Source organism: Streptomyces sp. ALI-76-A, from assembly GCF_030287445.1.
GTDB lineage: Bacteria > Actinomycetota > Actinomycetes > Streptomycetales > Streptomycetaceae > Streptomyces.
The window spans coordinates 6,236,892-6,257,610 of sequence record NZ_JASVWB010000002.1; the positions used below are offsets into that span (position 1 = coordinate 6,236,892).

Sequence of the window (20,719 nt, forward strand, 5' to 3'; positions counted from 1 at the left end):
CGGGGGAACCTGACACCCTTGCGGATTCCCGCAGTTGACCTGGTCCCTTGATCACACAGAGCGATCGGCCGGACGCCGCGGGACGTCCGGCGGAACGGGTCCGCGCGCGCCGCGGACGACGCCGTTCGCGCACTGCGACGCCTCAGTCACGCTACGCTCACGAGGATTCCGACGCGGACAGGCAACTCGGCATCAGACCGACAGCTCACCCAGACAGCACCACTTCACGGCAGAACGGCACAAGGCGACGAATGCCCCAGCACACCTCCGGGTCCGACCGGGCGGCGATCCCCCCAGCCGCCCGCGAGGGTGGCAGCGTACGGCCGCCCGCTCCCTCGACCGTCGACGAGCTGTGGCGGTCGTACAAGGCGACAGGAGACGAGCGGCTGCGCGAGCAGCTGATCCTGCACTACTCGCCGCTGGTCAAGTACGTGGCGGGGCGGGTGAGCGTGGGCCTGCCGCCCAACGTGGAACAGGCGGACTTCGTGTCCTCCGGGGTCTTCGGGCTGATCGACGCGATCGAGAAGTTCGACGTCGACCGGGAGATCAAGTTCGAGACGTACGCCATCACCCGGATCCGCGGCGCGATGATCGACGAGCTGCGCGCGCTGGACTGGATCCCCCGGTCGGTGCGGCAGAAGGCACGCAACGTGGAGCGGGCGTACGCGACGTTGGAGGCGCGCCTGAGACGGACCCCGTCGGAGGGGGAGGTGGCCGCCGAGATGGGCATCGCGGTCGAAGAACTCCACGCGGTGTTCAGCCAGTTGTCGCTGGCCAACGTGGTGGCGCTGGAGGAGCTGCTGCACGTCGGGGGTGAGGGCGGGGACGGGCTCAGCGTCATGGACACGCTGGAGGACACCGCCGCGGACAACCCGGTCGAGGTGGCCGAGGACCGGGAGCTGCGGCGGTTCCTGGCGCGGGCGATCAACACGCTGCCCGAGCGGGAGAAGACCGTCGTGACGCTGTACTACTACGAGGGACTCACGCTCGCCGAGATCGGGAACGTGCTGGGGGTGACCGAGAGCCGGGTGAGTCAGATCCACACCAAGTCCGTGCTCCAGTTGCGTGCGAAGCTGGCGAGCTTCGGCCGTTGACCTGGCCGGATGAAGTCCGGTCGGGCGCAGTGACTCCCGTCCGGGACGGTCCGTCCGTACAGTGGTCGGCGTGCCAAGGATTCGAGCGGCCTCCGTGGCCGAGCACCGGTCGATGCAGCGAGCCGCCCTGCTGGACGCGGCTCGTTCCCTGTTGTCCGAAGGCGGGACGGAGGCGCTGACCTTCCCCGCCCTCGCCGAGCGGACGGGCCTCGCGCGCTCGTCGGTGTACGAGTACTTCCGCTCGCGGGCCGCCGTGGTCGAGGAGCTGTGCGAGGCCGACTTTCCCGTCTGGGCGGCGGAGGTGTCGGCGGCGATGGAGCGGGCCGGGACACCCGAGGGCAAGGTCGAGGCGTACGTCCGGCAGCAGCTGGCCCTGGTCGGGGACCGGCGCCACCGGGCCGTGGTGGCGATCTCCGCGAGTGAGCTGGACGCGAGAGCCCGGGAGAAGATCCGGGCCGCCCACGGGGGGCTGGTCGCGATGATCGTCGAGGCGTTGGCGGAGATGGGACACGCGCAGCCCCGGATGGCGGCCATGCTGCTGCAGGGGGTCGTGGACGCGGCCGTGCGGCGGATCGAGCTGGGGGCGGCGGAGGAGCCGACGGTGATCACCGAGGCGGCGGTCTGCATGGCCCTGCGGGGCGTGCGGGGCTGAGACGGGCGGTGCCGGCGGGCGGTGGAGCGGTCCGGGGTCGAGCGGTCCCGGCCGCGCGGTGCGGCGCATGTGGGCGCTGTCTCCGGGCGGGGCGCTGTCCGCCCGGGCGAGGTGTTGTACCTCCGTGTGGAGTGGTGTCTGTCGGGGCGCGCTCCCGTCTCCCTCCGGATGGAAGCCGTCCGTCTGAGCTGGGGCGCCGTCTCGCCGGGCAGGACTCCGTCCTCCTCCGGGCGGAGGCGTCTTCCAGTTCGGGGGGACGGCACGCCGGCCGGAGGAAAGGCAGTAAGCCCGGAGGAACGGCAGTCGGCCCGGAGGAAAGGCAGTAAGCCCGGAGGAAAGGCAGTCGGCCCGGAGGAAAGGCAGTAAGCCCGGAGGAACGGCAGTCGGCCCGGAGGAAGGGCAGTCGGCCCGGAGGACGGCTTTCCCCGGGGAAGGAGAGCACCCCACCCGGAAGGCCGCCTTTCGCCCGGCGGAGGACGGCGCCCTGTCCCGGGAAGCAGCCTCCCCAGGGCACCGCTCCAGCGGCCGGACTTCCACGGTCACCATGACCCGACCCGGCGGCTACGAGGGCAGGGGGACGCCGATCACCGGCAGCAGTCGTGACGGCCCGCGGCGCAGGAGCCAGGGCGGCAGCAGCGACAGCGGGTCCAGGTAGGCCTCGCCTCTGCGCAGGCCCCAGTGGACGCACGGAGCCGCGCAGTGGGAGCCCGTCGGTTCCACCGTGCCCAGGGCCTCGCCCGCCGCCACCTCGTCGCCCTTGCGCACCGACGCACGTACCGGCTCGTACGTCGTGCGCAGTGGGGGATCGCCGGTTCCCGTGAGCTGCACCGCGACGACGCCCCGGCCCGCCACCCGGCCCGCGAAGGAGACCCGGCCCGCCGCCACCGCCCGTACCGGGGTGCCGGGAGCGGCCGCCAGGTCGACGCCCCGGTGGCCGCGGCCGTAGACCGTCGCCGGGGGGAGCCAGCCGCGCAGGACCGGGGGACGGGTGCCCACGGGCCAGCCGCGGCCGAGGGGCGGGACAGAGGCGTCCGTGGCCGCGGGGGCGAGGGTGACCGCCCGGCCGCCCGGTCCGGCCGGGGAGGTCAGCACCGCTGCCAGGAGCAGCAGTGCCACTGCCCACGTCGCCACGCATCGATTCGCTCGCATGCCGGAACCGTCCCGCATCCGGCGCGAGCACGACCGCGGCCTGTGGACCACTCCCCGGTTGTGGACAGTGGCGTCACCCGGTGCCTCGCGGGTCCCGTACACTTTCTTTGGCGATCCGGGTCACCGGGTCGACTTCGCACGCCCCGACATCTGGCCGTCAAACAGCCGGTGTCAGCGCCTCTCGGTCCCTAGCGGCAAGGCGCATCGCGGGCGTCAGGCGCGAGTGCCATCCGGCGCGCGCGGCACAACCGAGAACACCAAGGAGTACGGCCATGGCCGTCGTCACGATGCGGGAGCTGCTGGAAAGCGGCGTCCACTTCGGTCACCAGACCCGTCGTTGGAACCCGAAGATGAAGCGGTTCATCTTCACGGAGCGCAACGGCATCTACATCATCGACCTGCTCCAGTCGCTGTCGTACATCGACCGCGCCTACGAGTTCGTCAAGGAGACCGTCGCCCACGGCGGCACGGTCATGTTCGTCGGCACGAAGAAGCAGGCGCAGGAGGCCATCGCCGAGCAGGCCACCCGCGTCGGCATGCCCTACGTCAACCAGCGCTGGCTGGGCGGCATGCTCACCAACTTCTCGACCGTCTACAAGCGTCTGCAGCGCCTCAAGGAGCTCGAGCAGATCGACTTCGACGACGTCGCCGCGTCCGGTCTGACCAAGAAGGAGCTTCTCGTGCTCTCGCGCGAGAAGGCCAAGCTGGAGAAGACCCTCGGTGGTATCCGCGAGATGTCCAAGGTGCCCAGCGCCGTCTGGATCGTGGACACCAAGAAGGAGCACATCGCGGTCGGCGAGGCCCGGAAGCTCAACATCCCGGTCGTCGCCATCCTCGACACCAACTGCGACCCCGACGAGGTCGACTACAAGATCCCCGGCAACGACGACGCGATCCGCTCCGTCACGCTGCTCACCCGTGTGATCGCGGACGCGGTCGCCGAGGGCCTCATCTCCCGCTCCGGTGTCGCCACCGAGGGCAAGGGCGACAAGGCCGCGGGCGAGCCGCTGGCCGCGTGGGAGCGCGACCTGCTCGAGGGCGAGAAGAAGGCGGACGAGGCCGAGGCCCCTGCCGCCGAGGCGCCCGCCGCCGAGGCTCCGGCCGCTGAGGAGGCGCCGGCCGCCGAGGCCGCCGCCGACGAGGCTCCCGCCGCCGAGGCCCCGGCCGAGGCTGCCGCCGAGGCCCCTGCCGCGGACGCCGAGCAGGCCTGACCCCTCACCCCTTCGGGTACTGGACGGCGGGGGCCCACGAAGCCCCCGCCGTTCGGCCCGTAGATCTTCGGACTTCGAGAGAGATTCCAGAAATCATGGCGAACTACACCGCCGCCGACGTCAAGAAGCTCCGTGAGCTCACGGGCGCCGGCATGATGGACTGCAAGAAGGCGCTGGACGAGGCCGAGGGCAACGTCGAGAAGGCTGTCGAGGCGCTCCGCATCAAGGGCCAGAAGGGCGTCGCCAAGCGCGAGGGCCGCTCCGCCGAGAACGGCGCCGTGGTCTCGATCATCGCCGACGACAACTCCTCCGGTGTCCTCGTCGAGCTGAAGTGCGAGACGGACTTCGTCGCCAAGGGTGACAAGTTCCAGGCCGTCGCCAACACGATCGCCGAGCACGTCGCCAAGAGCTCCCCGGCCGACCTGGAGGCGCTGCTCGCCTCCGAGATCGAGCCCGGCAAGACCGTCCAGGCGTTCGTGGACGAGGCCAACGCCAACCTGGGCGAGAAGATCGTCCTGGACCGCTTCTCGCAGTTCTCCGACGGCTTCGTGACGGCGTACATGCACCGCACGATGCCCGACCTGCCGCCGCAGATCGGTGTCCTCGTCGAGCTCGACAAGCCCAACGCCGAGATCGCCAAGGGCGTCGCCCAGCACATCGCCGCCTTCGCGCCGAAGTACCTCTCCAAGGAGGACGTGCCGGCCGAGGTCGTCGAGTCCGAGCGCCGCGTCGCCGAGGAGACCACCCGCGCCGAGGGCAAGCCCGAGGCCGCCCTGCCGAAGATCGTCGAGGGTCGCCTCAACGGCTTCTTCAAGGACGCCACGCTCCTGGGCCAGCCGTACGCGCTCGACAACAAGAAGTCGGTCCAGAAGGTTCTGGACGAGGCCGGTGTCACCCTGAAGCGCTTCACGCGCATCAAGGTCGGCATCTGAGTCCGTACCGCGATCGACGCGCGACCCGGATAGGGTCGGCAGCAGTCGTCCGCGTACGCCGTCACGTGTGTGGCGGACGACAGCAGATCTGACGAGGAGGCCATTGCCGCGCATGGGTTGCGAACGACACCCCATCGGCAGTGGCCTTCTTCGTATGTGCGACACGTGAAAGAAGAGAACGCCATGACCACCAAGGCCCACAAGAGCGACGACGGCAAAGTACGCGGGCGGTTTCTGCTGAAGCTGTCCGGAGAGGCGTTCGCCGGTGGCGGGGGCCTGGGTGTCGACCCCGACGTGGTGCACAAGATCGCGCGGGAGATCGCGGCGGTCGTGCGGGACGGCGCGGAGATCGCGGTCGTCATCGGCGGCGGCAACTTCTTCCGTGGCGCCGAACTCCAGCAGCGCGGCATGGACCGGGCCCGCTCCGACTACATGGGCATGCTCGGCACCGTCATGAACTGCCTCGCCCTCCAGGACTTCCTGGAGAAGGAGGGCATCGACAGCCGGGTGCAGACCGCCATCACCATGGGCCAGGTCGCCGAGCCGTACATCCCGCTGCGGGCCGTGCGCCACCTGGAGAAGGGCCGCGTGGTCATCTTCGGCGCCGGGATGGGCATGCCGTACTTCTCCACCGACACCACCGCCGCCCAGCGGGCCCTGGAGATCGACGCCGAGGCGCTGCTCATGGGCAAGAACGGCGTGGACGGGGTCTACGACTCCGACCCGAAGACCAACCGGGACGCGGTCAAGTTCGACTCCCTCGGCTACGGCGAGGTCATCACCCGCGACCTCAAGGTCGCCGACATGACCGCGATCACCCTGTGCCGCGACAACAAGCTCCCGATCCTGGTCTTCGAACTCCTGGCCGAGGGCAATATCGCCCGCGCCGTCAAGGGTGAGAAGATCGGCACGCTGGTGGGTGACCAGGGCAGTCGGGACTGACGACCCGGGGCACCACCCCGTCCGGGGGACGGACGGGTCGGACCCCGACCGGGGGATGGACAATGTTTCGCCGGTCGGGAACCGTGCAGGAAGAAGACGCGACGCAGCCGGCCGCCGCCTCCGTCAAGGAACCGCAGCCGGGCCTACTCAAGACACGCAGGAGCAAGTGGTGATCGAAGAGACCCTCCTCGAGGCCGAGGAGAAGATGGAGAAGGCCGTCGTGGTCGCCAAGGAGGACTTCGCCGCGATCCGCACCGGGCGTGCGCACCCGGCGATGTTCAACAAGATCGTGGCCGACTACTACGGTGCGCCGACGCCGATCAACCAGCTGGCTTCGTTCTCCGTGCCGGAGCCGCGCATGGCGGTCGTGACCCCGTTCGACAAGAGCGCGCTGCGCAACATCGAGCAGGCGATCCGCGACTCCGACCTGGGCGTCAACCCGAGCAACGACGGCAACATCATCCGAGTGGTGTTCCCCGAGCTCACCGAGGAGCGCCGCCGCGACTACATCAAGGTCGCCCGGAGCAAGGCCGAGGACAGCAAGGTCTCCATCCGCGCGGTGCGCCGCAAGGCCAAGGACGCGATCGACAAGCTCGTCAAGGACGGCGAGGTCGGCGAGGACGAGGGCCGTCGTGCGGAGAAGGACCTCGACGACACCACCCACAAGTACGTCGCCCAGGTGGACGAACTCCTCAAGCACAAGGAAGCGGAGCTGCTCGAGGTCTGATGAACGACTCTTCCTGGGGAGCGCCGCCACCCGCCGGGTACTGGGGGCCGTCGGACCAGGGGCCTGTCCAGGGGGCTGCCCCGGCGGGTCCCGCGTACGATGCGCATGACGCGCAGCACACTCGCCCCATGCCCATCGTGCCCGAGGTACCCGCGTACGGCGGAGACCAGGATGACGACCGGGGGGCCGCTCGGCTGAGCGGCCCCTTGTTCCGCGAGGAGACGCCGCACACGCAGTCGTACGACGCCCCGCGGACTCCGCAGCTTTACGACACGCCGCGGGCCGCCGCCCACGGGCCGTACGACACGCCGCAGGCCTCCGCCCACGGGCGGTACGACACGCCGCAGGCGCGGCCCTCCGGGGCGGTGCCGCAGAATCCGGAGCCCATGCCCGACGCCCCGCAGCCGGCGTCCGCGCCGCAGAAGAAGAGCGCGGGTCGTGACCTGGGTGCGGCCATAGGGGTCGGCGTCGGACTCGGCGTGGTGATCGTCGCGTCCCTGTTCGTCGTCAAGGCCGCGTTCGTCGGCGTGGTCGCGGTCGCCGTCGTGGTGGGCCTGTGGGAGCTGACCCGGCGGCTGGAGGAGCGCAAGGGCATCAGGGCGCCCCTCGTTCCGCTGGCGGTCGGCGGTGCGGCCATGGTGGTCTCCGGGTACGTCCGGGGCGCCGAGGGCGCGTGGGTGGCGATGGCGCTCACCGCGCTGGCCGTCCTGGTCTGGCGGATGACCGAACCACCTGAGGGCTACCTCAAGGACGTCACGGCGGGCGTCTTCGCCGCGTTCTACGTCCCGTTCCTGGCCACCTTCGTCGCCATGATGCTCACGGCCGACGACGGGCCGCGTCGCGTGCTGACGTTCCTGCTGCTGACCGTCGTCAGCGACACCGGTGCTTACGCCGTCGGCTGGCGCTTCGGCAAGCACAAGCTCGCCCCGCGCATCAGCCCCGGCAAGACCCGCGAGGGCCTGCTCGGCGCGGTGTCGTTCGCGATGGTCGCGGGCGCGCTGTGCATGCACTTCCTGATCGACGACGGCACCTGGTGGCAGGGCCTGGTGCTGGGGTTCGCGGTCGCGGCCAGCGCCACGCTGGGTGACCTCGGCGAGTCGATGATCAAGCGGGACCTCGGCATCAAGGACATGGGCACGCTGCTGCCGGGGCACGGCGGCATCATGGACCGGCTGGACTCCTTGCTGCCGACGGCACCGGTGGTGTGGCTGCTGCTGGTGCTCTTCGTCGGATCCGGCTGACGGTCGCACGTCGTCCCGGTGGGCCCCCGTTTCGGCGGGGGCCCACGTCGTGGCGGGCGGGGGCGTTGCCGACCGTCCGGCGGGGGAGTCCTGGACCGCCGCGGAATCGGCTCGTGACAGTCCGGATCATGGGGAGAGCGCGTCCGGGAGACGACGGCCGGTGTCGCGGTGATCTGCCGTGTCGTCGGTGCACGACACTCATCGACCGGGGCGGACGGCGCAAGCCGCGCCTGTACTGCCGGACGTCCCACCGGTGGGAAGCATCACGGGGCGTGGGTCGCCACGGTGGCCGGCGGCGTCTTCCGACGCGCTCCCGGGCCCTTCGGAGGCGGTGGCGGAGCCGGTCCGGTGCCCGGATTCCGGCGGCCCGGGTCACTGCTGTGGATCTGCGACACTGGATGGGTTATGCCTGCACCCGGAGAACTCACTTTCGTCGCCCCGCGCGGAGCCCAGAAGCCGCCGCGGCATCTCGCCGATCTCACGCCCGCCGAGCGCAAAGAGGCGGTTGCCGCGGTCGGTGAGAAACCGTTCCGTGCCAAGCAGCTCTCGCAGCACTACTTCGCGCGGTACGCGCACGATCCGCAGGAGTGGACCGACATCCCGGCCGGGTCCCGCGGCCGGCTCCAGGAGGCGTTGCTTCCCGAGCTGATGACGGTCGTGCGGCACCTGTCGACCGACCAGGACACCACCCGCAAGACGCTGTGGCGGCTGTTCGACGGGACGCTGGTCGAGTCGGTGCTCATGCGCTACCCGGACCGGGTGACCATGTGCATCAGTTCCCAGGCGGGCTGCGGGATGAACTGCCCGTTCTGCGCGACCGGGCAGGCCGGCCTGGACCGGAACCTGTCCACCGCCGAGATCGTGCACCAGATCGTGGACGGGATGCGGGCGCTCAGGGACGGCGAGATCCCCGGTGGTCCGGCGCGGCTGAGCAACATCGTGTTCATGGGCATGGGCGAGCCGCTGGCCAACTACAACCGGGTCGTCGGGGCCATCCGGCGGCTCACCGACCCCGAACCGGACGGGCTCGGGCTGTCGCAGCGCGGGATCACCGTCTCGACGGTCGGTCTCGTTCCGGCGATCAACCGCTTCACCGACGAGGGCTTCAAGTGCCGGCTCGCCATCTCCCTGCACGCCCCCGACGACGAGCTGCGCGACACCCTCGTCCCCGTGAACACGCGGTGGAAGGTGCGCGAGGTCCTGGACGCCGGCTTCGCGTACACGGAGCGGTCCGGGCGCCGGCTGTCCATCGAGTACGCGCTGATCCGGGACATCAACGACCAGGCCTGGCGTGGTGACCGGCTCGGGCGGCTGCTCAGGGGCAAGCCCGTACACGTCAACCTGATCCCGCTGAACCCGACGCCGGGGTCGAAGTGGACCGCATCCCGCCCCGAGGACGAGAAGGCGTTCGTCGAGGCCATCGCCGCCCACGGTGTGCCGGTGACCGTCCGGGACACCCGTGGACAGGAGATCGACGGGGCGTGTGGTCAGCTCGCGGCCACCGAGAGGTAGTCTGACCGGCGTCAGTACATTGTCATATGGTCCACGTACATCTTCGTACATCTTCATATTCCGACAGGGGAGCGCCACAGCGCTGAGAGTGCGGCACCGGCCGCAGACCCTCTGAACCTCGCCCAGGTCATTCTGGGTAGGAAGTTCGGTCATCACTCGAGCTGTTGCGCCCTGCCCGGGAGCCGCCGGATTCCCTGACGGCCCCAGGCAGGGCCGCGTCTCTTCCTGGTCACCCCAGGAGGAATTCAGTGAGCATCACCCAGAAGGCCACCGTCCTGATCGTGGGGCTCGGCCTGGTCACACTGTCCGCGTGCGGATCGTCCGACAGCGGGAGCGGCGGCGACTCCACGACCGTGACCCTCGTCAGCCACAACTCGTGGGCCGTGTCGAAGAACGTCCTCGCGGACTTCGAGAAGCAGTCCGGCTACAAGGTCAGGGTCCTCAAGGACGGCGACGCCGGGCAGGCCGTCAACAAGGCCATCCTCACCAAGGACAACCCGCAGGGCGACGTCTTCTTCGGCGTCGACAACACCCTGCTGTCCCGGGCCCTGGACAACGGGCTGTTCCAGTCGTACGAGGCGAAGGGCTCCGACCTGGTCCTGCCCGAGTACCGGGCCGACCAGGACAAGCACCGGGTCACGCCCGTCGACACCGGTGACATCTGCGTCAACTACGACAAGGCGTACTTCGAGGAGCGCGAGCTGGCCCCGCCGGCCTCCTTCGACGACCTGGTCAAGCCGGCGTACAAGGACCTCCTCGTCACCGAGAACGCCTCCACCTCCTCCCCGGGGCTCGGCTTCCTGCTCGGCACCGTCGCCAGGTACGGCGACGAGGGCTGGACGGACTACTGGGAGAAGCTCAAGGCCAACGGCGTGAAGGTGGTCGACGGCTGGGAGCAGGCCTACAACGAGGAGTTCTCCGGGTCCGCGGGCGGCAAGCAGGCCAAGGCCGACCGGCCGCTCGTCGTCTCGTACGCCTCCTCGCCGCCCGCCGAGGTGATCTACGCCGACCCGAAGCCGACGACCGCGCCCACGGGCGTCGCCACCGGCACCTGCTTCCGGCAGGTCGAGTACGCGGGCCTGCTCAGCAACGCCGCCAACGCCGAGGGCGGAAAGGCGTTGCTGGACTTCCTGCTGTCCAAGCCGTTCCAGGACGACATGCCGCTGAACATGTTCGTCTACCCGGTGCGGGAGGGCGCGCAGGTGCCGCCGGAGTTCGTGAAGTTCGGACCGCAGGCCAAGGACCCCGAGACCCTGGAGCCGGCCGAGATCGCCGACCACCGCGACCAGTGGGTCAAGTCGTGGACCTCGCTCGTACTGAAGTGACCCTGCGCGCCAAGGGGAACGCCCGGGGGAACGCGGCGCGGCTCGGGCTCATCGCCGTGCCCGTCGCGTTCCTCGCGGTCTTCTTCGCCTACCCCGTCGCCGCGATCGTCGCGCGCGGCCTGCGGACCGACGGGGTCTGGCAGCCCGGGCGGATCGTGGACGTACTCGGGCAGTCGGACGTCCGGCACGTCCTGTGGTTCACCACCTGGCAGGCGCTCGCCTCCACCGCGCTCACGCTGCTGGTCGCGCTGCCCGGCGCGTACGTGTTCGCCCGCTTCCACTTCCCCGGCAAGCAGGTGCTGCGGGCCGTGGTGACGGTCCCGTTCGTGCTGCCGACGGTCGTCGTCGGGACGGCGTTCCTGGCGCTCGTCGGCCGGGGCGGGCTCCTGGACGAGCTGTGGGGCGTACGGCTGGACACCACCGTGTGGGCGATCCTGCTCGCGCATGTCTTCTTCAACTACGCGGTCGTCGTACGGACCGTCGGCGGGCTCTGGGCACAGCTCGACCCGCGTCAGGAGGAGGCCGCGCGGATGCTCGGCGCGTCCCGGTCGCGGGCCTGGCGCGCGGTCACGCTGCCCGCGCTCGCACCCGCCGTGGCCGCCGCCGCGCTGATGGTCTTCCTGTTCACCTTCACGTCGTTCGGCGTGGTGCAGATCCTGGGCGGGCCGGGCTTCTCGACCCTCGAAGTCGAGATCTACCGGCAGACCTCCGAGATCTTCGACCTGTCCACGGCCGCCGTGCTGACCCTCATCCAGTTCGTGGCGGTGGGAGCGGTCCTCGCGGTGCACGCCTGGACGGTTCGGCGGCGGGAGAGCACGCTGCGGCTGGTGGACGCGTCGGCGAGCGCGCGGCGGCCGCACGGGGCGGGGCAGTGGGCGCTGCTGGGCGGCGTCCTCGCCTCGATCGTCGTCCTGCTCCTGCTGCCGCTGGCCGTGCTGGTGCGACGGTCCCTGGACGCGCCCGGCTTCGGCTACTACCGGGCGCTGACCCGCGACGACGGCGGGCTCTTCCTGGTCCCGCCGATCGAGGCGATCGGCAACTCGCTGCGCTACGCCGTCGCCGCGACCGCCATCGCCGTGCTGATCGGCGGGCTGGCCGCGGCCGCGCTGACCCGCCGGGACGCGGGCCGGTTCGTCCGGGGGTTCGACGCGCTGCTGATGCTGCCGCTCGGGGTGTCCGCGGTGACCGTCGGGTTCGGGTTCCTGATCGCGCTGGACGAGCCGCCGCTGGATCTGCGGTCCTCGTGGATCCTGGTGCCGCTCGCGCAGGCTCTGGTCGGCGTGCCCTTCGTCGTACGGACCATGCTGCCCGTGTTGCGGGCGGTGGACGTACGGCTGCGGGAGGCGGCGGCGGTGCTCGGGGCCTCGCCGTGGCGGGTGTGGCGTGAGGTGGATCTGCCGATGGTGCGGCGGGCGCTGCTGATCGCGGCCGGGTTCGCGTTCGCGGTGTCGCTGGGGGAGTTCGGGGCGACGGTGTTCATCGCGCGGCCGGACAGTCCCACGCTGCCGGTCGCGGTGGCGCGGCTGCTCGGGCGGGCGGGCGAGGTCAACTACGGGCAGGCGATGGCCCTTTCGACGATCCTGATGATCGTGTGCGCGGTGGCGCTGCTGGTGCTGGAGCGGCTGCGGACCGACCGGACCGGGGAGTTCTAGATGCCGGGGAGTACTGGATGCTGCTGAAGCTTGAGGACGCGACCGTACGGTTCGGCGGGCGGGCCGTGCTGGACGGGGTGGACCTCGGTGTCGCCGAGCACGGGATCGTGTGCGTGCTCGGGCCGAGCGGGAGCGGCAAGTCGACGTTGCTGCGGGCGGTGGCCGGGCTGCAACCTCTCGACGGCGGACGGGTGTTGCTCGACGGGCGGGACCAGGCGGGGGTGCCCGCGCACCAGCGGGGGGTCGGGTTGATGTTCCAGGACCACCAGCTGTTCCCGCAGCGGGACGTGGGCGGGAACGTGGCCTTCGGGCTGCGGATGCACGGTGTCTCACGTGGGCAACGGGACGAGCGGGTACGGGAGTTGCTGGAGCTGGTCGGGTTGCCGGGCGCCGTGGGTCGGGCGGTGGGCGCGCTGTCCGGGGGCGAGCAGCAGCGGGTGGCGCTGGCGCGGGCGCTCGCCCCCAGGCCACGGCTGCTGATGCTGGACGAGCCGCTCGGCCAGCTGGACCGGACGCTGCGGGAGCGGCTGGTCGTCGAACTGCGGGAGTTGTTCGGGCGGTTGGGGACGACGGTGCTGGCCGTGACGCACGACCAGGGGGAGGCGTTCGCGCTGGCCGACCGGGTCGTGGTCATGCGGGACGGGCGCATCGCCCAGTCCGGCACGCCACTTGAGGTGTGGCTGCGGCCGGCGGACGAGTTCGTGGCCCGCTTCCTCGGCTTCGAGAACGTGGTCGCCGGGACGGTCACCGGGGAGGCGGCGGACACGCCGTGGGGGAAGGTGCCGGTGCCCGCGGGCGCCGCGCAGGGGGAACGCCGGGTGCTGGTGCGGCCCGCGGGGGTGCGGCTCGTGGGCGCGGACGAAGGGCTGCGGTGCGCGGTGGCCGCGCGGACGTTCAAGGGCACCCATGTCGCCGTACACCTGCTGCCGGAGGGGGACGGGCCGCGGCTGGAGGCGGCGTGCGCGCTGCGGGCGGCGCCGGAGGCCGGAGACGTGGTCGGGGTGGAGTTCGACGCGGCCGAAGTCGTGGTGCTCGGCTGACCGGAGGAGCCTGGGGTACGGGGCATCACGTTGCTCGGACATGATCGCTACTGCGCCGAGATCGCCCGTCAGGTGGACCTGTCGAGAGCGGTGGTCACCTCCGGGTCCGACCTGTCCGCTACCGTGCCGACCTGCCCGGGAACTGCTGGAGTTCTGGCTGGAGCGGGCGACCTTCGGGTGACACGGAGGTGGCCCGCCCCCGCAGTCCTGCGTGCGGGGACGGGCCACCGTGCGTGCGGCAGGGGCGTCAGCGGTTGCCGCTCGCCCCACGGCGGCGCAGGCCGTAGAAGATCGCGCCGCCGCCGATCGCGACCAGGGCGACCGCGACCCCGGCGATGACGCCGGTGCTGGAGCTCGCGCCGGTCTCGGCGAGGTTGGACTCACCGACCGCGGGGGACGGGGCGTTGCTGGCGGTGCCCGCCGGGGCGGTGCTCTCGCTCCGCGAGGCCGACGGGACCGGGGTGATGGTCTCCTCGGCCGGGGCCGACGCGGAGTCCGACGGCGTCGCGGTGGGCGTCGGGGTCGGGGTCGGTACCGGGGTGTCCTCGGCCTTGCAGGCCGTGGCCGGGGTGATCAGGTTGGGCTTGATGTCCTCGTCGACGTAGCTCTCGGCCCTGACGTGGATCCGGTACTCGGCGTTCGGCGCCCAGTCCTCCTCGAAGGTGATGGTGACGCCCTCGCGCGAGCCCTTGACCACCTGCTCGCCGACCTTCTTCACGTCGGCGCCGTTGTTCTCGAGGAACACGGAGACGGTCGCCGGGATACCGGCGGGGTCCACGTCGGTGACGGTGATGACACCCTTCGCGCCGTCACACTTTGCTTCGGCGGAGAACTCGGAGATGTCGCAGGCGAGCGCGTTGCCCGCGGCGCCGAGCGCGAGCGCGGCCGAGGCGGAGGCCACACCGAGGATGCGCGCGGTGCGTGCGACGGTACGACGGGATAGGGACAGGACTGCCACGTTTGTCCTTCACGGGATGCGCGAATGCGGGGGGTGGAAGGGGTGGAGAGGTGATGCGGGCATCACCACGCCGTCCCCTTGAGGCTCACAGGTCTATAAGCGCTGCATAAGTAGTGTCAATGCATATGCAGGTTACAGGCGTTGGCTTTGCCGTCTTATTAACCACCGAGACGTTTCAACGCCCCGGCGGCCTCCTCGATCCGGTCGACCAGGGCGATACGGTCCTCCATCGACCGCTCCCGCGCGAGCGCCCGCAACAACGGCCAGGCCGGCAGTTTCTCCGTCCAGTGCGCGCGGTTCACGAGCACCATCGGCGTCGGCTCGCCGCGGGACTCGTAGTAGTTCGGCGTCGCGTTGTCGAAGACCTCCTGTACGGTCCCGGCGGCGCCCGGCAGGAAGACCACCCCCGCGGTGCACCGGGCCAGCAGGCCGTCCTCGCGGGTGGCGTTGGCGAAGTACTTGGCGATGTGCGCGGCGAACACGTTCGGCGGCTCGTGGCCGTAGAACCAGGTCGGGATGCCCACCGAGGTCCCGCCGCCGGGCCAGCGCTCACGCACCTCGAACGCGACGCGTGCCCAGTCGGTGATCGACGGTGTGAAGGAGGGGGCCTTGGCGACAAGGTGCAGCGCCTCGTTGAGCATGCCGTCGTCGAACGGCGCCGCGTACGCGCCCAGGTTCGCCGCCTCCATCGCGCCCGGACCGCCGCCGGTGGCCACCGTGAAGCCCGCGCGGGCCAGTTCCCGGCCCAGCCGCGCGGCACCGGCGTACTTCTGAGTGCCGCGCGCCATCGCGTGGCCGCCCATGACGCCCACCACCCGGGCGCCGACGAGGAGTTCGTCGAGGGCGTCGGAGACGGCGTCGTCGTGGACCGCGCGGAGCATGGACGAGAACACGTCACCGTCGGCCTTGGTCCGCTGGAACCAGGCGTAGGCGAGGGCGTCCGGCGTGGACTCGTACCCCTGGCCGAGGGAGTCGAACAACTCGTCCGGGGAGTAGACGAACCCGCGGTACGGGTCGAAGGGCAGGCCCGGCACGGGCGGGAAGACCAGGGCCCCGGAGGTCCGCACCTGGGCGGCGGCCTCGGGGTCCATCGGGCAGCCGAGGAAGACGGCGCCCGCGCAGTCCACGGAACGCAGGGCGTCCGTACGCTCCGTCAGGTCGACGGCCTGGACGCGGTAGTGGGCGAGGGAGCCGTGTGTCGAGAGGACCTCGTCGAACTCGGCCAGCGACTCGATCTCGCGGTCGTGGGAGGCATGGTGGGGTTGGGCGGGTGTCGGGTGCACCCGCCCATGCTAGGCAGCACCGCCCGGTACCGGCTCGGCCTTCCGGTATCGGCTCAGCCTTCCACCGCCGACGGGTCCATCCACACGACCTCCCAGGTGTGGCCGTCGGGGTCGTCGAAGGAGCGGCCGTACATGAAGCCGTGGTCCTGCGTCTCGCCCGCCGGGGAGCCGCCCGCCGCCAGCGCCTTGTCGACCAGTTCGTCGACCTTCTCGCGGCTCTCGGCGCTCAGCGCGATCAGCACCTCGCTGGTCTTCGTGGCGTCCGCGATCTCCTTCTTGGTGAAGGTGGAGTAGAACGACTTGGTGAGCAGCATCGCGACGACGGTGTCGCTGATCACCACGGAGGCGGCGTTCTCGTCGCTGAACTGAGGGTTGATCGCGTAGCCCAGGTCCGTGAAGAACTTCTTCGAGGTGTCGAGGTCGTCCACGGGCAGGTTCACGAAGATCATCTGCTGGTACGTCGCGGTCATCGGTCTCTCCCATCGGGTGTGTGCTGTTCGATGAGTTAGACGGCGTGCCCGCACGAAAGTCATCGGCCGCCGAAGATTTTTTTCGCGTGATCGTCCGTGCGCGCCCTCAGGGGGCCAGGGGGAGGACTGCCAACTCGGCCACGACGAGGGTCAGCGGGCCGAACACCGCCAGCACGGCACCGGCGCGCAGGGCCGCGGCGCCGCGCAGCACCGTGGCCGGCGCGCCGATCCTGAGCAGGGCGGCCGTGGTGTCGGCGCGGGCCTGCCTGGCCTCCACGGCCGCGGTCAGCAGGGTCGCCACCGTGCACCCGGTGACCAGGAGCAGCCCGAGGGTGCTCAGCGGACCGAAGGAGGGGTCCGCCGTGTCGTACAGCGTGACCATGGCGTACGCGCCGGACGCGACCGCGCAGACCACGCCGAGGGGGCGGCCGATGCGGCCCGCCTCCGTCATGAGGACGCGGCCGGCCAGCAGGCGGAGGGCGCCGGGGCGGGCCGTCTGCAGCAGGCGCCCGCACAGGTGGGTGAGTCCGGGACCGGCGAGGGCCAGGCCGAGGGCGGTGAGGATCCAGCCGGCGAGTACGGAGGAGGCCCCGCCGACGCCGCCGGGCAGGGGGGTGTCCGAGGCGGCCCCGGAGCGGTTCGCGTACGCCTCCACGGCGAGGCCCGCGGCGAGGACGGCGATGCCCCAGGGCAGGCCGCCCGGCGCTTCCCGGGGCTCCGGTGGCAGGGAGCCGGGGTCCGGGTCGGCACGCGGGGCGACGGAGGCGTGGGAGGGCGCGGCCTCCGGGAGGACGGGAGCGTCGGCCGGGTCGGCCTCCTGGGCCGTGGCCGTGGCCGGCGCCGGAGGGCTGGTGGCGTCCGTCAGGGCAGGCGGGGTGTCGTCGCCGGTCCTCGGGCCGGGAGCCGCTCCGGGGACCCGGACGCGCGCGGCCGGGCGGGCACGGAAACGGCCGTACGCCCCGAACGTCTCCCGCGAGCCCCCGCTCCCGTACGCGCCGAAGCGGCCGTAGGACCGGATCCCCGGCCGCGCCGACGCCGGCCTGTCGTCCCGCGGCCGCAGGACCCACGCCACCGCCACCGACGCGACGGCCGGGACCAGCGCCAGCAGGGTCAGTGCCGCCGGCAGGGGCAACGGCTGTCCCGCCGCCAGGAAGTCCGCCGCCGCCCCGTCGAAGGGCAGGCCGGTCAGGTCGCCGCGCAGGTACAGGAAGAAGAGCAGGGCGAGCATCGAGCCCAGGGCGCAGGACAGGACCGTCGTGGCCGCCGACACGGCCATCAGGCGCGCCGGGCCCAGACCGATCGCCGAGAGGCCGGGGCGGGGTCTGGTGGCGGGGTCGGTGCGGGCCACCGCGACCGCGAAGTACACCGTCGCGGCCAGCGGGGTCGCGCACCAGGCCAGGCGCAGGAGCGCGGCGCCGGGATCCTCCGGGTGGCTCATCGCGTGGCCGAGCGTGCACAGCAGGAGGAAGCCCGTGCCCGCCGAGGCCGCCGCCACCAGCAGACGGCGGAGCTGGACGGCCGGGTGGGCGCCGCGGGTCAGGCGGAGAGCGAGCACGTGGCCCGGCCTTCCGTCTCGGGGACCGGGGGCAGGTGCACGGTGCGTACGCGCCGCCCGTCCAGCAGCGACACCGTGCGGTCCGCGAGGGCGGCGGTGTCCGGGTCGTGGGTGGCCAGCACCACCGTGATGCCGTGCGAGCGGGCCGCCGTGGTCAGCGTGCGCAGGACCTGGGCGCGGTCGGCGCGGTGCAGGGGAGCCGTCGGCTCGTCGGCGAACAGCACCCTGGGGGCCGGGGCCAGGGCCCGCGCGATGCAGACGCGCTGCCGTTCGGACTGGCGCAGTTCGTGCGGGCGACTGCGGGCGCGGTCGCCGATGTCCAGGCGCTCCAGCCACTCCAGCGCGGCGACCTTGGCGCGGCGGCGGCTGGTGCCCCGCAACATCAGCGGCAGCGCGGCGTTCTCCCAGACGTTCAGCTCCGGGACGAGCACCGGAGCCGGGTCGATCCAGCCGAAGCGGTCGCGGCGCAGGCGCGCCCGGGCCTTCGGACCCAGGGTGTGCACGGGCGCGCTGTTGAACCAGACCTCGCCGCGGCTCACCGGGTCCAGGCCGGACAGGCACCGCAGCAGGGTCGTCTTGCCGCTGCCGCGCGGGCCGCTGACGGCGAGGATCTCGCTCTCGCGGACGCCCAGTGACACGCCGGCCAGCGCGGGCGAGCCGTCGGGGTGGGTGAAGTGCAGGGCGCGTGCCCACAGCACGTCGTTGTCCGGCGGGGCCTCCATGGCGTACACCTCGTTCTGATCCGTATTCCCTACCGACATCCCCCGTGCGGGGGAACGAAGGCAGGGCCGATCGGTCACTGGCACGCTAGGCAGCCACGGCCGGGAGCCTGGACAGCACACGGCCCCGGGCCGCCGTTTCTCACTCGGACGGACGGCACCGGGGCCGTGACTGATCGTCCTTGAGGACGATCACAGCTTCACAGCTTCGTCCACGCCTCCGTCAGCGTCGCGCGCAGGATCTGCTCGATCTCGTCGAACGTGCCCTGGTCGGAGATCAGCGGCGGGGCGAGCTGGACGACCGGGTCGCCGCGGTCGTCGGCACGGCAGTACAGGCCGTTGTCGAACAGGGCCTTGGAGAGGAAGCCGTAGAGGATCCGCTCGGTCTCCTCCTCGTCGAAGGACTCCCGGGTCGTCTTGTCCTTCACCAGCTCGATGCCGTAGAAGAAGCCGTTGCCGCGGACGTCGCCGACGATCGGCAGGTCGTGCAGCTTCTCCAGGGTGGAGCGGAAGGCGCCCTCGTTGTCGAGGACGTGCTGGTTGAGGTTCTCGCGCTCGAACAGGTCGAGGTTGGCGAGGCCGACCGCGGCGGAGACCGGGTGGCCGCCGAAGGTGTAGCCGTGCAGGAAGGTGTTGTCGCCCTTGTAGAACGGCTCGGCCAGGCGGTCGGAGATGACGCAGGCGCCGATCGGGGAGTAGCCCGAGGTCATGCCCTTGGCGCAGGTGATCATGTCCGGCACGTAGTCGAACTTGTCGCAGGCGAACATCGTGCCCAGGCGGCCGAAGGCGCAGATGACCTCGTCCGAGACCAGGAGGACGTCGTACGTGTCGCAGATCTCGCGCACCCGCTGGAAGTAGCCGGGCGGGGGCGGGAAGCAGCCGCCCGCGTTCTGCACCGGCTCCAGGAAGACCGCGGCGACCGTGTCCGCGCCCTCCATGAGGATCTGCTGCTCGATCTGGTCGGCGGCCCAGCGGCCGAACGCCACGGGGTCGTCGCCGAAGAGCGGGGCGCGGTAGATGTTGGTGTTCGGGACCTTGTGCGCGCCCGGGACCAGCGGCTCGAAGGGGGCCTTGAGGGCCGGCAGACCGGTGATGGACAGAGCGCCCTGCGGGGTGCCGTGGTAGGCGACCGCACGCGAGATGACCTTGTGCTTGGTGGGCTTGCCGGTCAGCTTGAAGTACTGCTTGGCGAGCTTCCAGGCGGTCTCCACCGCCTCGCCGCCGCCGGTGGTGAAGAAGACCTTGTTCAGGTCGCCCGGCGCGTGGTGGGCCAGGCGTTCCGCCAGCTCCACGGCCTTGGGGTGGGCGTAGGACCACACCGGGAAGAACGCCAGCTCCTGCGCCTGCTTGAAGGCGGTCTCGGCCAGCTCCGTGCGGCCGTGTCCGGCCTGGACCACGAACAGGCCCGCGAGACCGTCGAGGTAGCGCCGGCCCTTGTCGTCGTAGATGTAGGTGCCCTCACCCCGGACGATCGTCGGGACGGGGGCGTTCTCGTACGAGGACATGCGGGTGAAGTGCATCCACAGATGGTCGTACGCGGTCCTGCTGAGGTCCTTGGGGCTGTCGGTGCTCACGGTCATCGGGTTCCCCACATGTAGGTCTGCTTCTTCAGCTTGAGGTAGACGAAGCTCTCGGTGGAGCGCACTCCGGGGATGGCTCGCATGCGCTTGTTGATGACGTCCAGGAGGTGGTCGTCGTCCTCGCAGACGATCTCCACCATCAGGTCGAAGGAGCCCGCGGTCATCACCACGTACTCGCACTCGTCCATGGCGGTCAGGGCGTCGGCCACCGACTCCGCGTCCCCTTCGACCCGGACGCCGACCATCGCCTGCCGGCGGAAGCCCACGGTGAGCGGGTCCGTGACGGCGACGATCTGCATCACGCCCTGGTCGAGCAGCTTCTGGACGCGCTGGCGCACGGCCGCCTCGGACAGGCCCACGGCCTTGCCGATGGCGGCGTACGGCCGGCGGCCGTCCTCCTGGAGCTGTTCGATGATGGCGAGGGAGACGGCATCCGGATGCGGGGTGGTGCCGTTCCTGGACTCGCGGCTCTCCCGCGGGTCCCTGGGGTCTGCGCTTCGACTGGCCACCAGGTCACTCTGCACGACGTATCGACAGTTCCGCAAGGCCGTATCGATGAAATTCGTTGTTTACGTAACTGAAGTCTGCGGATTTCGCAGTCATGGTGGGATCAGGGGTGTTGAAAACGCGGGCACGCGGATTAGGGTGGTGTCTCAGCAGATGGACAGTCACAACGG

19 protein-coding genes are annotated in these 20,719 nt (G+C 71.1%); 11 read left to right on the top strand and 8 right to left on the bottom strand.

The genetic code is table 11. The annotated features are described in order from the left end of the window. The first annotated feature begins 251 nt into the window (after positions 1-251). Positions 252-1,094, top strand: a complete 843-nt coding sequence (whiG, locus tag QQS16_RS29030; RefSeq protein WP_286064998.1) for an RNA polymerase sigma factor WhiG — start codon at positions 252-254, stop codon at positions 1,092-1,094. A gap of 94 nt (positions 1,095-1,188) precedes the next feature. Continuing rightward, positions 1,189-1,746: a TetR/AcrR family transcriptional regulator gene (locus tag QQS16_RS29035; protein ID WP_286066490.1), complete on the top strand. Its 558-nt coding sequence runs from the start codon at positions 1,189-1,191 to the stop codon at positions 1,744-1,746. 561 nt (positions 1,747-2,307) lie between these two features. Here the strand turns inward: QQS16_RS29035 and QQS16_RS29040 are convergent. Beyond that, positions 2,308-2,895: a murein hydrolase activator EnvC family protein gene (locus tag QQS16_RS29040; protein WP_502963855.1), complete on the bottom strand. Its 588-nt coding sequence runs from the start codon at positions 2,893-2,895 to the stop codon at positions 2,308-2,310. A gap of 272 nt (positions 2,896-3,167) precedes the next feature. Between QQS16_RS29040 and rpsB the strand changes: the two genes are divergently transcribed. The 9 genes from rpsB to QQS16_RS29085 all read left to right on the top strand — a co-directional run bounded on the left by rpsB (position 3,168) and on the right by QQS16_RS29085 (position 13,477). Next, the gene (rpsB, locus tag QQS16_RS29045; RefSeq protein WP_286065000.1) at positions 3,168-4,106 is read left to right on the top strand and encodes a 30S ribosomal protein S2; all 939 of its coding nucleotides are present in this window, start codon (positions 3,168-3,170) and stop codon (positions 4,104-4,106) included. A 95-nt stretch (positions 4,107-4,201) separates the two neighbouring features. Next, on the top strand, positions 4,202-5,038 hold the full coding sequence (gene tsf / locus QQS16_RS29050; RefSeq protein ID WP_286065001.1) for a translation elongation factor Ts: 837 nt from the start codon (positions 4,202-4,204) through the stop codon (positions 5,036-5,038). 183 nt (positions 5,039-5,221) lie between these two features. Then, positions 5,222-5,980 carry a UMP kinase gene (pyrH, locus tag QQS16_RS29055; protein ID WP_286065002.1) on the top strand — a complete coding sequence of 253 codons (759 nt, stop codon included), beginning with the start codon at positions 5,222-5,224 and terminating at the stop codon, positions 5,978-5,980. 169 nt (positions 5,981-6,149) lie between these two features. Then, complete coding sequence (gene frr / locus QQS16_RS29060) at positions 6,150-6,707, top strand: ribosome recycling factor (RefSeq protein WP_286065003.1); 558 nt, start codon at positions 6,150-6,152, stop codon at positions 6,705-6,707. Further along, on the top strand, positions 6,707-7,948 hold the full coding sequence (locus QQS16_RS29065; RefSeq protein ID WP_286065004.1) for a phosphatidate cytidylyltransferase: 1,242 nt from the start codon (positions 6,707-6,709) through the stop codon (positions 7,946-7,948). The genes frr and QQS16_RS29065 overlap by 1 nt, the downstream gene beginning before the upstream one ends. A 405-nt stretch (positions 7,949-8,353) precedes the next feature. After that, on the top strand, positions 8,354-9,460 hold the full coding sequence (gene rlmN, locus QQS16_RS29070) for a dual-specificity RNA methyltransferase RlmN (RefSeq protein ID WP_286065005.1): 1,107 nt from the start codon (positions 8,354-8,356) through the stop codon (positions 9,458-9,460). 248 nt (positions 9,461-9,708) lie between these two features. Beyond that, positions 9,709-10,785, top strand: a complete 1,077-nt coding sequence (locus tag QQS16_RS29075; RefSeq protein WP_286065006.1) for a thiamine ABC transporter substrate-binding protein — start codon at positions 9,709-9,711, stop codon at positions 10,783-10,785. Continuing rightward, complete coding sequence (locus QQS16_RS29080; RefSeq protein WP_286065007.1) at positions 10,761-12,437, top strand: ABC transporter permease; 1,677 nt, start codon at positions 10,761-10,763, stop codon at positions 12,435-12,437. Before QQS16_RS29075 ends, QQS16_RS29080 begins: the two co-directional genes overlap by 25 nt. Before the next feature lie 17 nt (positions 12,438-12,454). Continuing rightward, positions 12,455-13,477, top strand: a complete 1,023-nt coding sequence (locus QQS16_RS29085; protein WP_286065008.1) for an ABC transporter ATP-binding protein — start codon at positions 12,455-12,457, stop codon at positions 13,475-13,477. Positions 13,478-13,724: 247 nt separating this feature from the next. On the opposite strand, the gene QQS16_RS29090 is transcribed toward QQS16_RS29085, so the two are convergent. The 7 genes from QQS16_RS29090 to QQS16_RS29120 form a co-directional block, all read right to left on the bottom strand. After that, positions 13,725-14,435: an LAETG motif-containing sortase-dependent surface protein gene (locus QQS16_RS29090; protein ID WP_286065009.1), complete on the bottom strand. Its 711-nt coding sequence runs from the start codon at positions 14,433-14,435 to the stop codon at positions 13,725-13,727. Between the two features lie 158 nt (positions 14,436-14,593). Further along, the gene (locus tag QQS16_RS29095) at positions 14,594-15,718 is read right to left on the bottom strand and encodes an LOG family protein (RefSeq protein ID WP_286065010.1); all 1,125 of its coding nucleotides are present in this window, start codon (positions 15,716-15,718) and stop codon (positions 14,594-14,596) included. A 53-nt stretch (positions 15,719-15,771) separates the two neighbouring features. After that, positions 15,772-16,188: a VOC family protein gene (locus QQS16_RS29100; protein ID WP_286065011.1), complete on the bottom strand. Its 417-nt coding sequence runs from the start codon at positions 16,186-16,188 to the stop codon at positions 15,772-15,774. Between the two features lie 106 nt (positions 16,189-16,294). Continuing rightward, a complete protein-coding gene (locus QQS16_RS29105; RefSeq protein ID WP_286065012.1) occupies positions 16,295-17,743 on the bottom strand; it encodes a hypothetical protein in 1,449 nt (482 codons plus the stop codon). Continuing rightward, entirely contained in the window at positions 17,725-18,465 is a 741-nt protein-coding gene (locus tag QQS16_RS29110) for an ABC transporter ATP-binding protein (RefSeq protein WP_286065013.1), read from the bottom strand. The genes QQS16_RS29105 and QQS16_RS29110 overlap by 19 nt, the downstream gene beginning before the upstream one ends. 197 nt (positions 18,466-18,662) lie before the next feature. Then, positions 18,663-20,042: an aspartate aminotransferase family protein gene (locus tag QQS16_RS29115; protein WP_286065014.1), complete on the bottom strand. Its 1,380-nt coding sequence runs from the start codon at positions 20,040-20,042 to the stop codon at positions 18,663-18,665. Continuing rightward, the gene (locus QQS16_RS29120; RefSeq protein WP_286065015.1) at positions 20,039-20,566 is read right to left on the bottom strand and encodes an Lrp/AsnC family transcriptional regulator; all 528 of its coding nucleotides are present in this window, start codon (positions 20,564-20,566) and stop codon (positions 20,039-20,041) included. The genes QQS16_RS29115 and QQS16_RS29120 overlap by 4 nt, the downstream gene beginning before the upstream one ends. Positions 20,567-20,719: the final 153 nt, after the last annotated feature.